Origin of the sequence: Halohasta litchfieldiae, from assembly GCF_002788215.1 — an archaeon.
Lineage (GTDB): Archaea > Halobacteriota > Halobacteria > Halobacteriales > Haloferacaceae > Halohasta > Halohasta litchfieldiae.
Genome location: NZ_CP024845.1, coordinates 1,001,854 through 1,017,326 on the forward strand (window position 1 = coordinate 1,001,854; position 15,473 = coordinate 1,017,326).

Here is a 15,473-nt window from a genome sequence, read left to right on the forward strand (position 1 = left end):
GGCGATATCGTCGAGTCGCTGTTTTTTCGCTGCTGTTGGTTCTATCGGGAAGCATACTACTGACTGGTGGCGTCATCGCCAACCACGATGCCGAAGCTAGTGGCGATGTCAGAGGAACAGTGACGAACGAAGCCGGCGAAGGGATCGAGAACGCAAACGTCGAGATTGTTGGGTACGGGACGCATCTTAGCACGACGACTGACTCGAACGGGGAGTACACACTTCGGGATGTACCATACGACACACAGGAAATTGCAGTCACGCAGGCAAAATACGAGAACATTACCAGTTCAGTTTCTATCTCAACGACCAACTCACCAGTAACAAAAGACGTGACCCTAGAGCGAACCACCGGAACGATTTCGGGAACAGCCTCATCGTCCGGTAAAATCGACGGGAATATTCCCGATGTCGATATCGAAATTAGCCACGACAACAGTAAAGACCAGCGGCTAATTGACGATGATGAAACGGATCTATCATCTGCCGAGACAACCAGTAGCGACGGCTCCTACCAGATCGAAGTGCCGACAGGAACAGTTGAACTCACGGCCAAACAAGACGGGTTCAAACAGTTCGGACCGACCACAGTTACGGTGACCGAAGACAGTACGACCACTGTCGACCCCGATATGGAGGAGGATCTCACAACAGTTTCGGGGTCAGTTGAGAACACTGGTTCCGATTCGGTTCGGGGCGCAACTGTCAGGATCGAAGAGTTGGAGGACGGTGGGTCGGATATCTGGCCGGGTCTGGGGCCGCTGAACGACACGACTGATTCGAACGGTGCGTACACGATTGACTCGGTTCCCGTGAGTACGACCTCACCCGAAGAAACACGGACGATCATTGCCTCGGCGGATACGTTCGTCACTGAACAGGAATCTCGAACGATATCGAACGGCGGCAACACCGTCGACTTCGAACTAGAGCATACCGATGGAGCGCTTTCCGGAACCGTCGCACAGTCTGTGGATGGTAACGATAATATCCCGCTAAATGGAATTACGGTCACGGTCGAGGGCGAGAAGTCGGTTGAGACCAACCCGGACGGGACGTACACGTTCGAGGAACTTCCGTTCGGCACCCACAAGATGACGGTCAAACACGAGGATTACGAGGCTACGAGTCGACAGATCGAAATCAAACAGGGGGAAACGGCGCAAGCCGATTTCGCGATCAAGCGGACAACCGACATCGAACTCAGTATCGACTCGGTCTCGCCAGACTTCTGGCAGACTGGTGATGAAGTGACCGTGAAATACTCGTTCAACGAAACCGTGTACGATACAGTCGACTTCAACATCGACGGGATCGTCTCCGAAAGAACATTCGACACCGAGTACGGGACGTTCGAAGGCGAGACGACGTTCACCGTCCCCGAACGCCAGCAGATCAACGATGGGCAGTACACCGTCGAACTCTCGGCACTCGGAGCGACCCAAACCGAATCGTTCGAGGTCTCGAACGTCTTCGACTCCGAACAGGCGGAGTTCTCCGAGACGGACTACCAGTCACCAGCTGGTGACTTCGTTGAGGTGAGTATTTCGAGCGGTGACCTCGACGAGGCCTATGTGATGATCGGCGGCGATGAGGATGCCAACGGCGGCAACTTCGAGAACCACATCGACGTGCTGCGCGTTTCAGGTGACGCTACGTTCGTCATCAATACCCGACTCGTCGGCAGTGATCGGGATTCTGAGGATGTCTACATACCTATCAATGGGGATGTCACGAGCTACGCCCACTCGATTGGGGCCGACAGCGAACCCACAGGGGAGTTCGAAGACGTTTCGTTCGAGAACGAAAACGGAGACGAGATCGCCACAACGCTTGCCCAGTTCCGAACGCAACAGGGCGTGTCTCCGATGGGGAGCCCACTTCAGGCTAATCGGTATCAACTCGTCGCTGGGGGAAGCGGGACGGTTATCGACCGAAACGACGGGATTCCGGATTTCCGCCAGCCGATTGCCCGGTCGAATCTCGTACTGACCCAACCGGAGGTCGGCAATGTGACGATCTACACGCTTCCCCCGGGGCCGGCAGATCAAGTCGACCAGTTCGAAGACGGGGGCGAACCCATCGGCTCCGGTGATATCGGATCACTACTCGGAGAGGCAACCGAGACCGATCAGATCGCTCGGGGTGATCGGATCCTCATCGAGGTGCAGTCGAGCGGGATGTACGGCGCACTGTTCGATCAGGCAGCCAGCGAGCAGGCCGCAGTAGCCGACGGCGATGTCGACAACATCCCGCTCGAACAGATCAACACGCTCCTTGAACGTCACGAAGGCATCCATATTGGGCTCACGACGACCGAGTTCGGTGGCCCGAACCACGGCGGCTCGACGCTCCAGTTCGACAACGTCGACAGCAGTGATCTCCGCGTGTTACCGGACGACACTGCAGATCTGTGGGACAACACCGACACGCTGGGTAGTGATCCCCTCATTGGCGGGTTTTACATCGTTATCGATACACGTGGAAGCGACCCGTTCAATAATCAGCCGCAGGATGGTGACGAACTGACGTTTGATATCGCCTACGAGTCACCGCCGGATGAACGATACACATATCCGGACTACTCCTTCGGCACCCCACCCGATCCGTTTGATCCCGCCGTAAGCGAAGTCGACGGGGTCGAACACTTCCCGTACTACGGGGCAAGCGACACGACAGAACGTGCCAGCAATTCGTTCGTTTTCGAGGATCCGTACATCGATTACGGCGAGACCACACTGGATGGTGAGCTGATCGTCGCCGCCGAAGCGGGAAGCGTCATCGCGGGCGAGACGAACATCGCGCCCGGCTCACAGGTCGAGATGCAGTTGGTCGCAAGCAACCGTCCGAATCCACAGACGATCACCATCGAACAGGTCGAAATCAGCGAGGACGGCAGCTTCGAGGTGACAGAGGACTTCTCGGCGTTCGAGCCGGGCGAACGAGTCGAAGTCGAGTTCTACTCACAGGGGCGGCTCATCGACAACCGACTCATCGACAGACGCGGCGTGCGAGTCGTCGACGATCTCGACAACCCCTCGAACTTCGAGATCGAATCGCTGACCGATGAGGCGGAGGTCGTTCGCGGCCAGCGACTCTCGGCAATCGAAACGACGATTGTCAACAGCGGTGAGATCGCGGATCGACAACTGGTCGAATTCGATCTCAACGGTGAGACGATCAGGGACCAATCGGTGACACTCGACGGTGGCGAAGCAGCCTCACTGGATCTGTCCGAAGAGTTCGTCGTGCTTCCGGTCGGCGAATACAATTACACTGTCCGGACCGAGGACGACGAACGGACCGGCCAGCTCACCGTTACCGAACCTGATTCCGAGAATGAAACACAAATAAACAGTATCGACAGCGAAGGGCCGACACAGAGTGAGGCACCCGGATCCGGAGATCCGTCAGAACCCGACCCAGAGGGGCTGTTCGGGATATTTGGCATCCGAAGCCGGGATGTTGCGGTCGCGGCGACAGTCACCGGTGCGATGCACCTTCTCGGCCAGTGGACCTGAACGCCACGAATCAATATACACCTCCGGTACAGCCCGGCTGTGAGGACTGTCGATCCGGAGCGTCGACGCCTCACCGAACCAGTGGTTTCGACAGCCTTCGGTATCCTTTTCGACCCAGCGTTCAATATCGATTATGTATGACTGGAACCATTGATCACGTGATGCTGCGCGTCGACGACCTCGAAACGTCGGTCGACTGGTATGGGACACATCTGGGCTACGAGGAGAAAGACCGCCACGAGGGCGACGATTTCAGCATCGTCTATCTCGGGCCGGAAGGAATGGCTGACGACGGCGCAATGCTCGAACTCACTTCCAACCACGGCGAGACCACCGAGGAAGTCGGTGATGCGTGGGGCCACATCGCCGTTCGGGTTCCCGAGGGCGAACTCGAAGCCCACTACGAGCAGCTCATGGACGAAGGCGTTGAGGACTACCGTGATCCCGAATCCTGTGGCGGGCGCTATGCGTTCGTCAAAGACCCCGACGGCCACGAGGTCGAGATCGTCCAGCGCGACTACGGCGCACGTTGGTCGCTCGACCACACGATGATCCGCGTCGAGGACGCCGACGAGGCGCTGGGCTTCTGGACCCGGAAATTCGAGTACGTCGAACCGCGTTCCCGCTGGGAGGCCAGCTCCTTTGCGAACTACTTCATGGCCCCCGAAGACGGCGCGAAGGAGTCGATGTGGCTCGAACTCACTTACAACTACGACGGGCGCTCCTACACGATGGGCGACGCGTGGGGCCATCTCGGGATTCGCGTCGACGACCTCCAAGAGGATTGGGACCAGTTGATGCTTCGGGAGGCCGACGACTACCGCGATCCGGACGCCTGCGACAACATGTACGCCTTCACCAAGGATCAGGACGGCCACGAGATCGAACTCATCGAGCGCGACCTCGACGCTGAGTCACTGTTCCCGTTCTAGCTTACCCAGTCTCGCGGCACCAGAAAGTACCGAATAGAACACACACTTTTTGTGATATGGCTCCCAGCAGTTGCTATGCAACTGATCGTCTGCGGACTCGGTGGGGCGGGCAGTCGACTTGCCGAGGGCCTTGTAGCGGCCAACAGTCGCGGCCAGCGATCCGCGGTCGTCGACAGTGTCGCCCTCGATACCGACGAGGGGTCGCTGGGAGAGCTCGAAGAGATTTCGGACGACCACCGCCACCTGTACGGCGTCCTCGAAAGCTCCGGGCGGGGGTTGGATGGCCACCGAAAACGAGGCCAAGAGGTCGCCGAAGAGGAACTCACGGAGCTGTTTCGGGCGGTCGACGACCTCCAAACATCCCGTGGTGATGCCTTTCTGCTGTGTGCCGGCCTCGCCGGAGCCACTGGCGCGACGCTGCTGCCACACCTCGCAGCCAAACTCCGGAGCGTCTACGAGATCCCGATCTACGGGCTGGGTGTGCTACCGGATGTGGACGCCACGGCGGATGAAGACGGGAGCGACGAGACAGGCAAGCAGGTCGACCGAGCAGCGAATGCAGGGCTGGCTATCGATACCGTTACCGAAACAACCGATTCGTTACTGCTGTTCGACAATGCGCTGTGGACCAAGACAGCCGAAACGGACGCCGAGCCGGCGGTCCGAACGCGGCTCAACGAGACACTGGTGACCCGCGTCACGGCGCTGTTCGAGGCCGGCGAAATCGACCGCAGCGGCCGGGTCGCCGAAAGCGTGGTCGACGCAAGCGAGGTGATCAATACGCTCAGTAGTGGTGGAATCGTGAGTCTCGGCCACGCGAGCCAAGAGGTAGACCGACCGACCGAATCCCGGTTCGGGCTTGGGCTGTTTATGCAGGACAAAGAACTCGACGAGACGACAGCGATCAAGGCCATCGAGACGACAGTCAGACGCGCTGTCAATGGCAAACTCACCGTCGACATCAACCGAGGGTCGGTCCAGCGTGGGCTGCTGGTGACCGGCGGGCCACCCGAATGGCTCAATCGCCAAGCCATCGCCGACGCCCGGTCGTGGCTGGCCCAAGAAACCGGCAGCGTCGAGATTCGTGGCGGTGATATTCCGACACCGGACACCGATACAATCGTTGCGCTCGTGGTGTTGGCTGGCGTCGGTGACTGCCAGCGAGTTTCGGAACTGCGTGCAGCAGCCGCAAATAACACAGAGTAGCGCCCGGATTTCGTTTTCAGTCGACGACTACTGATTTCGATACCAGACGTAGCCGCCACCGACTGTCAGCAGCGAGATGATTGAGACAATGATGGTACCGAACGAACCCAACAGCCCACCCTCTTCGGCTTGACTGACGTCAATCGGTAGTCGGTAGCTGTCGGTGATCTGGCTGTCACCACCGGCATCTCTATACCGGATGTCGACCGTGACGGGATACGTTTTCGGCGTTGTAGCACTCGCCGCGAGATCGAAGCTGATCGTTGTCGACTCGCCTGCATCGAGCGACTGGACGAACGCCTCATCGTTGCTACTGCTGAGCGGTGTGTCGGCGAACAGTTTCGGTTCGATGTCAGTCACCGTCTCGTTGCGGTTGTTGGTGATGGTGAAGTCGACGGTGGTACTGCTGCCGGCGGTGATCGAACGGTCGGCGGCTTCGATAGTGAATGCGTCGCGCTCGGCGGCGATGTCGGCGAGGAACTCGGGGTCGTCATCGGTCTGTCGGATGCCGTTTTCGTCGCGGAATGACACTGGGAGGTCGAAGCGTTTGGGGACGGCTTCGGCCTCACTGCCGACCTCGATTGGGATGCGGAACTCGGCGGACTCGCCGGCCTCAATGTCACCGACGGCGACAGCCGTTTCCTGTGGGAACAGGTTCTCGGCGTCGGTCGGGAACTGGACTTCGGCGTTAGTGGCGTCCTCACCTCCGATGTTCTCGATCTCGCCGGTGATGTCGCCTTCCTCGCCCACGCGAAGAGTACTATTGATGTCGGTGACACGGAAGCGGGCGCTATCGTCGACTTCGATTTCAACGGTGTAGTCTTTCGAGGTGGATTGCTCGTGTGTGGTTGGTGGGCCACCGCCGCGACGGTTTTGACTGACTTTGGAACTCCATCGGTAGTCGATTTCGACATCGATATCATAGGTGCCGGGCTCGGCATCATTCGGAACCTCGATCTGGAGCGGTACGTCTGTGGGTTGATTATCCGGAACGGAGCCGACTGATTGTTTTCCCGAGGTGATCGTAATTGGGGCATCGTCATCGTCCATCTCAGCCTCGATGATCACGTTGCGGGCAGTCGTTACGAGTTCACGATTCGTACCCTGTCCCTGACTGACATCTCCTTCATTATCAAGTTGGAGTATGAACTCGGTTTCTTGTCCGGGTGCAACCGTATTATCGGGAGAATACACCTCGATGTCCGGCTCACCACGGACGAACACCTCTTGTCCGGTTGCGACACCACCGAATGCGAGAAGCAGCATCATGAGTACCGCACCAATAAGGAGTGTTCGGACATTCATGGAGTGGTGATCCTGTTGGTAGTTCGGTTTCTTGTTCTCTCAGCGGATGACTCCAGTAAAACAGGCCTGGCAGTTGGATTCCGATTGAATCGAGGATCGCCCGTTGGTTGGACAACCTCTTGTCGGTTAATAAAGTGGTATTCCGAGGTATACGGTCGCATGTATGTCTGGTGAAAGTAGTGATCTATTCGTTTAAAGTGATTATGCAATTTTTAATCTGTTTACTTCTGTTTGTTATGACTGTATATCGAGATTAGATTGAATTGCGTTATATGAAGGGAATTGTTATTCCACAGGCAGTAACCGACCAGTGCAGACGATATCTAAACCAATAGTTGTCGTGGTAACTGCTCACGGACGACATGGAACATAGAAGATCTGCTAATCCCTCGTTATAGACGTTACAAATCGATACTACAGCAAAATCCATATCCGAATGGTAACTAAGTATTAAGCATCCATCACGACTGTCAAACACAAAGTATATATCAGAATGCCCGTGTGTTCCAAACACCCCTACCCAGGGTGTTCACACGTGAGTACTCCGGCGTTCATCCGGCAGTGGACGAGCGGATGGAGGAAAGATGTGGATGCCGACGCAGTGCAGAACGAAATAAACTATGACAAACGAAAACTATAGCAACAAACTGCGCGCCATCTTCCTGGCGTTCATCATGGTCACCTCCGTCTTCGGAGGGGCTATGGCGTTCTCCGGTGGAGCGGCCGCAGTGCCAGCTGATCCCGCACCTAGTGCGGAAGATGTAGATGTTACAGATGGCGTACAGACTCAAGAAATTAGCTTTACAGCAGAAAATGAGCCCGGCGATGGGGACTACAACAACGGCACATCAGCCAACGGTACAATCACCATCTCACCCGTTGCGGATCTAACCTTCGACAATGTCAGTGTTGACAGCGTTGATGGTGTTACTGCAGAAGTTGATAATGGTGACATTGTCGTTACCGTTGACGCAGTCAACACAGTCACTGCATCTGAAGTTGACATCACCGTCAACGCAGAGGTAGATCCATCCGGTACTACTGCTGCCTCCGGAACTTACGATCTCGAAAGTGACAGTGGCAGCGATCAGACTGCCGAGTTCGACATCACCTCTAGCGGTAGTGGAGATGCCAACCTCGGTAGTGGGGCAACATTCTGGGAAGGACAGAACCTTGACCTGTTCATCCGATCTAATGTCGATGACACGACCGATTACCAGGTTCGTGAGCTAGACACTACGGCCAACGATGGAGAAGGTTCCATCGAAGGGCTTGTAGAAGAAGTTAGCATCGACAGCGATGACCGCACACTGTCATACGACAGTGAAGGTCTCAACGGCGACTACGTGATCACGCCGGCTGATGACAGTAGTACCGCGATCGTCTTCGAGAACGGAATCGCAAACAGTACCGTTACAGATTCCGGTACAGACACAAACAATGCTGGCTTCGAAGTCACTGAGCAGTCGCTGAGTGTCGCCTTCGATGACGAGAACGTCGACGACAGTGAAACGACGTACCTCGACCTCGACACGAACCGTGGTACCACGGACGTTGTCGTCCACGCAAACGGTGACCTCGACGACGAGGACTTCGAAACGATCTTCAATGACACCGACGCTGACTACACCCTCGATCTGACCCTTGACTCAGGCGAGGTTGACGACCTCGACGACGACTACGACCTCGATCAGGAGGACGCAGTCGTTCTTCGAGACGTCAGCGACCTTGACACGGACGATGAAAACGGCCCAGCCGACTTCAGCGACATTGACATGGGAGAATACGACTTCCAGTTCGATGTCTCTGACACGGCAGCCAGCGACTCGGCTTCGATCAGCGTGACCGAAGAAGACGTCGACGCTGAATTCACCGAAGACGTCACCACGTCGGCTGCTGGTGACCTCGTTGAGTTCACCGTCGAAATGGAAGACGCTAGCGAGACCTTCATCCAGATCGGTGACGAGGATGTTGGCTTCGTTGATTTCCTTCACGTCGAAGATGACGACGATGATGGCGAAGTGACCTTTACGGTCAACACGCGAACACTCGGTACGGCCGTTGACACCGAGCGAGTCTACGACTCAGAAGACGATATCATCAACAGTGAAGTCCACGGCGATGATACGGGTGCTGAGTTCTACGATGACGACGAAGACAACCTGCTGAATGCAAGCAATAACCCAGATACGAACAGCGACTTCGAGGTCTACCTCGATCAACTCGATCTGATCGACGTTGCGGACGAGACTGCACAGGAGCAGCTTACCCGTCCACTCCAGCCAGCAGAGTACGACATCATCACCGCTGACTTCGCCGACGAAGGCGAAGGTGAATTCGGTGTCAACTCTGATGACGAAGCAGAAGCAAACGAAGAACTCAGCGCAGCGCTTCTCGAACTAGAAGCACCTACAATCGGTGATCTCACAACGCACGTCGCTTCTGCAGCTGATGCTGACGAAGACGACAACGTTGAAGATCTCCTCGGTTCGGTCACCCCACGCGAAGAAATCGCAGAAGATGACCGACTCGTCATCCAAGTTGAAGCAACTGGCTTCGAGGGTGCACTTGTTGACAGTACCGGTGACTTCGATTCGCTCGAAGACGGTATGACCCTCGCCGAATTCAATGGCATCATCAACGACAGTGAGGATGCAGATTGGGCCAGCGAAGGCATCAACTTCAACGTCGAAGCTGATGACGCAACTGGCAACCAGGACGCAACCGAACTTGATCTCGAAAACGATGATGAAAGCCAAGCGTTCGTCGTCTTCGACGAAGACAACGGTCAGTTCTTCGTCGTAGTTGACACCAGTGCAGGAGACGATGTCTTCAGCGGCTCCATCGACGACGGTGACACGTTCACCGCCGAGATGGAATACGAGACCGACGAAGACGACCGCTACGCATTCGCCGATGGCCCAGTAGAGCCATACAATGGTGAAGCAGACAATGACGAGGGAGGTCCAGCCTACCCGTACTTCCAGGCTGACTCCACTGTGACCAGCGAGGCCACGTTCGATATTGTCGCACCGGAAGTCAACTTCGACAACGTGAATGTTGACGGCAATCTCGAAGCCGAGAACATCGAAGACGCTGAGATCTCGGGAACGACGAACGTCGCACCCGGTACGGACGGCGAAATCCAAGTCTCCTCAACTGATGCATCGACCTCGTTCCGTAACGGACAGAGCGTCAACATCAGCGAAGACGGAGAAATTTCGGCTGAATTCGACTTCAGCGATCAGGAAGTCGACGACGAGTTCGACACCAGCTTCCGCGTTGGCGGCTCGGACATTGACTCTGTCAGCTCCATCCTCGTCGAAGAGGGCACTCTCGAAGACGATGCCCCTGAAGAAGACGACGAGTCTGAAGACGATATGAGCGACGACGGTGAATCCGACGACAGCGCGTCCGACGACGGTGAATCCGACGACAGCGCGTCCGACGACAGCGCGTCCGACGACGGTGAATCCGACGACTCCTCCAGCGAGGAGACGCCCGGATTCGGCGCCATCGTCGCACTCGTCGCAGTCCTCGGCGCAGCACTCCTCGCGACCCGACGTCAGAACTAATCTGACGACGCATCGCGAGTAACTGCACGCCGTTCCAACCACCGGCCTCGTGCCGGCCCCTTTTCATTTTTTCAGCCGTTGAGCCACAGCAGTCGGTTTCGATACCCATTATAAACACTACCTAAGCGATCCATTCACTACGGTTGAGTACAAGGGCCAACTATGTACGATACCGTGCTGTTTCCGACCGACGGAAGCGAGACCGCAACCGAGGCCGCGGTCCACGCGATCGACCTCGCCGACCGCCACGACGCCGGGATTCACGTGCTCTACGTCGTCGACCACGAGCGGGTCAGCCGGATGGCTCCCAAACTCGGTACTGACCACATCAAAGAAACGCTCCAGGAGGAAGGCGAAACGGCCACCAGCGAGATCGCCGATCGGGCCGCGGCGGCCGGACTCGAAACCACGACGGCCATTCGTGAGGGCGCACCCGCCGACGTGATCTCCGACTACACCGACACCGTTGCGGCCGACGCGATCGTCATGGGAACCAACGGCCGGACCGGGATGGATCGGCTCCTGCTCGGCAGCGTTGCCGAACGGGTGATCCAGACGACCGATGTCCCAGTGACGACGGTCAAATCGCCCGCCGACGAGTAGCGAGGGCAGCTCGACACCGACGCTGTGACGACGCGCTCGCACACAACGACAAGGGATTTATGACCAGTAGTCGACCTATCACCCATGCAAACGGCGACTGAGTGGCTTCGCAGCGAACTGTTTACCGTGGGGCCACTGTCGGACGCCCTGGCGTGGGTCGTCATCGGACTGTTCGTCCTCGCCGGAGCCGTCGAGTGGTACGGCCGCCGGACCGACGCTGACCTGATGGACACCGCCCGCCCCATCGCTGTCGCGGCGTGGGTCGGCTTCGGGATCTTCTGGCTGAATCTGTTTCCGGCCTTCGCCTTCGAACACCAGAGCTACGTCGAGGGGATCCTGAGTCTCGTCGGCTTTCCGGCCTGCCTCTATGTCGCAAAACTCCTCTACGACGGCCGTGATACACTATTCGTCCTCTCGCGGGCGGTCGCGGTGATGGGAGTGATCTATCTCCCCTTCGAGACGATCCCGGCGTTCACACTGGGTGGCACAACGTTCCCCGCCCCACGGCAGTTCCTCATCGAGTTCGTGACGATGCTGACCGGCGAGATCATCACCCTGTTCGGCTACTCGCCGGCGCTTGTCGAGAGCCCTGAGGGATACATGGCGACCTATCAGTGGATCCTGGAGGACGGTCATCGCTACAACGTTTCTATCGTCCTGGCCTGTACCGGCCTGGGCAGCATCGCCATCTTCGGCGGCCTCATCGGTGCGGTGCGGGCCCCACTGAGTCGGAAGCTCCGCGGACTCGCCGTGGCAGTGCCGATCATCTTCGTCCTCAATGTCTTTCGGACAGCGTTCATCTCGATCGTCTCCGGCAACCAACTGATGCACTGGTTCCCAGAGGTCGTCCTGTTCATGTTCGGCGAGACCAACGCCTACCGGGTGTCGTTTCTGCTTTCCGACCGGGTCATCAGCCAACTGCTGGCGGTCGTCGCGCTCATCGGCATCACCTATCTCGTCGCCCGCCAGCTCCCCGAGCTACTGACGGTGCTCGAAGACATCCTCTACGTGCTGACCGGCGAGGAACACGACCTCCAGGACGCCCTTGACCTCCCACGAGAGCCCGCGGTCGAACAGCCCGAAGCCCGGCGGGCCGACTAACCCTCACTCGTCGGCACCGGGTTCAATTATCGGACTCCCACTCAGTCGTCGACTTCGACCAACTCGGCGGGCGCGTCTGCCAACGCTGCCAGCGCGTCGGCCTCGACGTGGTGGAGGTCGCCCGGGATCACGAGTAGGTGGAGCGGCTCACCGAACTCGCGGTCGGCCAGCGCCGACAGCCGGTCGGCAGCGACCAACGGCTCGGGGCTTCCGGCGCGGGCGACGACGACCGCCAGAGCATCCTCGTCCCACTCGGCAGCCAACAGCTCCGACGCGTAGCTCGCGGTCATATACGGATCATCCAAATCAGGCCCGCCGCGGCGCTTGTGGTAGTCGACTTTGATATCCAGATAGACGAGGGTGTGGAGCCCTCGCTCCTGATTGGCCTCGACCGACTCGATCACGCTCGGCGGGACGTCTCCGGCCCCGTGGACGAACGGGAACGGAAGCGTGACGGCCTTTCCAAATCTGTAGTTCTGGAGACCAGTCAGCCCGCTGGCGGCGGTTTCGGCGGTCACGCCGTGGATGACCCGTGTCTCGATGCCACGATCTTCGGCCCGGATGCGGAGATCCGAATGGGTCGTCGAGATCATCGTATCCCCGGCGGTCAGAAAGGCGACGTCCTCGGCTTCGGCAGCCGAGAGGATCACCTCGGGGTCCTGTTCGACGCCCGCCCGCTCACGAACGTCGATGTCGACGTCGTGGGCGGCTTCGAGATCCGCGACTGTGGCTCCGAGCAAACTGCTGGTATAGAATTCGGCGAACACACGGTCGGCCGCACGGAGGGCGTGGCGGCCCTCGCAGGTGATCGAGTCGGCGTCGTAGAGCCCGAGTCCGATGAACGTAAGCATGGGTCGACCGAGTCACCCGGACCGAATAACAGTTGTCAGACTCGACTGGCGTTACTGGCTACTCGAGATCGTCGTCGACTCGGCATCGACCTCGACGGGATGCTCGATAGACTCCATAAGCGACGTGATGTCGTCGCTGGCCGACACCGACTCGGGATGGAAGCCGACTGCCAGTAAGACGTCTTCCTCGTGGGTAATCGAGAGGAGATAGAGTCGAATCTCGACCTCACCGTTCTGCTCCCCCTCGATACCGCTGGCACTCCCGCTCGATCCGGTGTCGAGGGTGGCAGAGAACACGGGGATCGTTCGCTCCTCGCCGAGGACTGCGGCCGTCAGTTCGGTTTCCTGTTCGACCCCTTCGACCGCCATATCCTCGCCAGCACGTCCGAGTCCTTCGTTGAGAAGCCGGACGATGAGATCCGCGCCACTCAAGCGGGCCAGCGGGTTCACCGAGACACCGAGAGCCTCCACGTTCGGCGTACTAAAGAGGAACATGGCTGTTTGATCCGCCGGTGCAGAGTAGGTCACCGACCACGTACTGACCGAGACATCACGGCTGACACCACTGACCTCGATCGTCTCGTTGATCTCGATGGCCTCCGGCCCATCGGCCTCGTATCCCTGTCGCTGTTCCTCCGGGATCGTCGCTGCCGACGCGGTGGCATCGATCCCGCCATCGTCACCGACACAGCCAGCCACGCCGGTCAGTCCTACTCCCCCAATAAGCGTTAGTGCCCGTCGACGGTCCATACCAGCTACAGATAGCGATTACACATTTTTGTTTCGATTATAATTATTATATTTTATACATATCCGACGATGGCGGCAGCGAAAAGGCGTGAAACACGACGCGGAGGAGTACTGAAAAATACTGTTCGAGATGTAACTCGTTGGTCGGCAGATGATGACCTTTTTTATCATCGCCAGCAAAGACGATCTATGTCAGCCGAGTCATATGATATCGTTATCGTCGGTGGTGGCACCGGCGGTGCGTTTGCCGCGGCGACCGCGGCAACTGCGGGTCTCGACGCAGTTATTCTGGAGCGAAAGCCTGCCGAGGCAGCGGGCCACATCGCCTGTGGCGATGCGATCAAAGGGACAGCCACCTTCCCCGATGTGATGGATCTCGACTATCTCAAAGACGAGGCGTTCACCAATCAGTCGATTACCCGCGCGGTGTTCGAGAACCCCTCCAGCGACGACGATATCGAAATCGGCTTCCGCGGACCGGGTGCGGTGTTGGACCGGAAACGGTACGGTGAGGTCATCCTCGAAGAGGCCGAGCGCCTCGGCGCCGAAATCCACTACGATACGGTCGTTCAAGACGTCGTTCAGGACGACGATGGAACCATAACCGGCGTGACCGGGAAACGGAAGGGCGAAGCCGTTGCCTACGACGCCGAGATCGTGATCGATGCCGCAGGCGCACTCTCTATCCTGCAGGACAAAGCCGAGTTCGACGGCAGTTTCTTCGATACCAACGTTCGATACTCGCAGTTCTGCTCGGCCTACCGCGAGGTCGTCGAGGTCGACGAACCGGTCGACTGGGACGACGCCCTCGTGTTCAAACCCACCGAGGAACTGGGCTATCTCTGGTATTTCCCACGCTCGCCAACGACGATCAACGTCGGCGTCGGCTTCCAGATGGATCAACCCGAGATGAAAATGATCTCGGCAATTGAGACGGATATGAAGTCGCGGCCGGAGCTCGTCAATCCGGAGGTCGTCGACAAACTCGGCGCGGCCGTCCCCACGCGTCGACCCTACGATTCGGCAGTCGCACCGGGCTATCTGGCGGTCGGCGACGCTGCAGGCCACGTGAATCCGACGACCGGCGGTGGGATTCCCGGCGCGGCCCAGTCGGCTCACTGGGCGGCACTGCGAGCCATCGATGCTATCGAGCGTGATGACGTCAGCGAGGCAGCGCTCTGGGAGTACAACCGCGATGTGATGACCGACTTCGGCAAGCATTTCGCCGCCATCGACTGTTTCAACATCTGGGGGACAGCCCACGCAGTCGACGAACTGACTGAAATCGTCTCGTCGGTTCCGGCCCAACATCTTGCCGACGCGATGGCCGGCAAAAACACCGGTCCAATGCCGCTGTCGTTGAAGCTTCGAACAATCGTCGACACCTTCGGCCACTGGGAGAAACTCATGCAGCTAGTGAAGGTCCGTGGCAAAGCCGCGGAGCTGGCCGACCACTACGACCGGTATCCCGCCTCCCCCAGCGGCTTCCCGGCGTGGCAGTCGGTCCGTGACGAGATTATGGACGAGATATACGATATTTCCGGTGCCGAGCCGAAGTACTAGGTAATCGTCGACCATCACCTCGTGACCGACGGACGATCACAACCGGCTCAATTACCGGCCTATCAC

10 protein-coding genes are annotated in these 15,473 nt (G+C 58.2%); 7 read left to right on the plus strand and 3 right to left on the minus strand.

The genetic code is table 11. The features are described from left to right. Window positions 1-119 precede the first annotated feature (119 nt). The 3 genes from HALTADL_RS05105 to HALTADL_RS05115 all read left to right on the plus strand — a co-directional run bounded on the left by HALTADL_RS05105 (window position 120) and on the right by HALTADL_RS05115 (window position 5,659). Window positions 120-3,521: a carboxypeptidase regulatory-like domain-containing protein gene (locus tag HALTADL_RS05105; protein WP_162551672.1), complete on the plus strand. Its 3,402-nt coding sequence runs from the start codon at window positions 120-122 to the stop codon at window positions 3,519-3,521. A 137-nt stretch (window positions 3,522-3,658) separates the two neighbouring features. Next, complete coding sequence (locus tag HALTADL_RS05110) at window positions 3,659-4,453, plus strand: VOC family protein (protein ID WP_089671287.1); 795 nt, start codon at window positions 3,659-3,661, stop codon at window positions 4,451-4,453. A gap of 75 nt (window positions 4,454-4,528) precedes the next feature. Further along, window positions 4,529-5,659 (plus strand): tubulin/FtsZ family protein, encoded by a 1,131-nt coding sequence (locus tag HALTADL_RS05115; RefSeq protein WP_089671286.1) that lies wholly within the window; start codon window positions 4,529-4,531, stop codon window positions 5,657-5,659. A 27-nt stretch (window positions 5,660-5,686) separates the two neighbouring features. On the opposite strand, the gene HALTADL_RS05120 is transcribed toward HALTADL_RS05115, so the two are convergent. Next, complete coding sequence (locus HALTADL_RS05120; RefSeq protein WP_089671285.1) at window positions 5,687-6,964, minus strand: COG1361 S-layer family protein; 1,278 nt, start codon at window positions 6,962-6,964, stop codon at window positions 5,687-5,689. Window positions 6,965-7,584: 620 nt separating this feature from the next. Here HALTADL_RS05120 and HALTADL_RS05125 point away from each other — a divergent pair. From HALTADL_RS05125 to artA, 3 genes are all read left to right on the plus strand, one after another. Continuing rightward, a complete protein-coding gene (locus HALTADL_RS05125; protein ID WP_089671284.1) occupies window positions 7,585-10,539 on the plus strand; it encodes a BGTF surface domain-containing protein in 2,955 nt (984 codons plus the stop codon). Between the two features lie 162 nt (window positions 10,540-10,701). Beyond that, window positions 10,702-11,142 (plus strand): universal stress protein, encoded by a 441-nt coding sequence (locus tag HALTADL_RS05130; protein WP_089671283.1) that lies wholly within the window; start codon window positions 10,702-10,704, stop codon window positions 11,140-11,142. A gap of 84 nt (window positions 11,143-11,226) precedes the next feature. Next, entirely contained in the window at window positions 11,227-12,243 is a 1,017-nt protein-coding gene (artA, locus tag HALTADL_RS05135; RefSeq protein WP_089671282.1) for an archaeosortase A, read from the plus strand. 41 nt (window positions 12,244-12,284) lie between these two features. Here the strand turns inward: artA and dph5 are convergent, their stop codons facing one another. Further along, on the minus strand, window positions 12,285-13,094 hold the full coding sequence (gene dph5 / locus HALTADL_RS05140; protein ID WP_089671281.1) for a diphthine synthase: 810 nt from the start codon (window positions 13,092-13,094) through the stop codon (window positions 12,285-12,287). 51 nt (window positions 13,095-13,145) lie between these two features. Next, a complete protein-coding gene (locus HALTADL_RS05145) occupies window positions 13,146-13,844 on the minus strand; it encodes a DUF6517 family protein (RefSeq protein ID WP_089671280.1) in 699 nt (232 codons plus the stop codon). Between the two features lie 189 nt (window positions 13,845-14,033). Between HALTADL_RS05145 and HALTADL_RS05150 the strand changes: the two genes are divergently transcribed. Further along, window positions 14,034-15,407, plus strand: coding sequence for a geranylgeranyl reductase family protein (locus HALTADL_RS05150; protein WP_089671279.1), 1,374 nt, complete (start codon window positions 14,034-14,036; stop codon window positions 15,405-15,407). Window positions 15,408-15,473: the final 66 nt, after the last annotated feature.

Excerpts from the sequence above, each read along its gene's own strand:
- HALTADL_RS05110 (WP_089671287.1), top strand. The coding sequence starts at position 3,659 with ATGACTGGAACCATTGATCACGTGATGCTGCGCGTCGACGACCTCGAA.
- HALTADL_RS05115 (WP_089671286.1), top strand. The coding sequence starts at position 4,529 with ATGCAACTGATCGTCTGCGGACTCGGTGGGGCGGGCAGTCGACTTGCC.
- HALTADL_RS05120 (WP_089671285.1), bottom strand. The coding sequence starts at position 6,964 with ATGAATGTCCGAACACTCCTTATTGGTGCGGTACTCATGATGCTGCTT.
- HALTADL_RS05125 (WP_089671284.1), top strand. The coding sequence starts at position 7,585 with ATGACAAACGAAAACTATAGCAACAAACTGCGCGCCATCTTCCTGGCG.
- HALTADL_RS05130 (WP_089671283.1), top strand. The coding sequence starts at position 10,702 with ATGTACGATACCGTGCTGTTTCCGACCGACGGAAGCGAGACCGCAACC.
- artA (WP_089671282.1), top strand. The coding sequence starts at position 11,227 with ATGCAAACGGCGACTGAGTGGCTTCGCAGCGAACTGTTTACCGTGGGG.
- dph5 (WP_089671281.1), bottom strand. The coding sequence starts at position 13,094 with ATGCTTACGTTCATCGGACTCGGGCTCTACGACGCCGACTCGATCACC.
- HALTADL_RS05145 (WP_089671280.1), bottom strand. The coding sequence starts at position 13,844 with ATGGACCGTCGACGGGCACTAACGCTTATTGGGGGAGTAGGACTGACC.
- HALTADL_RS05150 (WP_089671279.1), top strand. The coding sequence starts at position 14,034 with ATGTCAGCCGAGTCATATGATATCGTTATCGTCGGTGGTGGCACCGGC.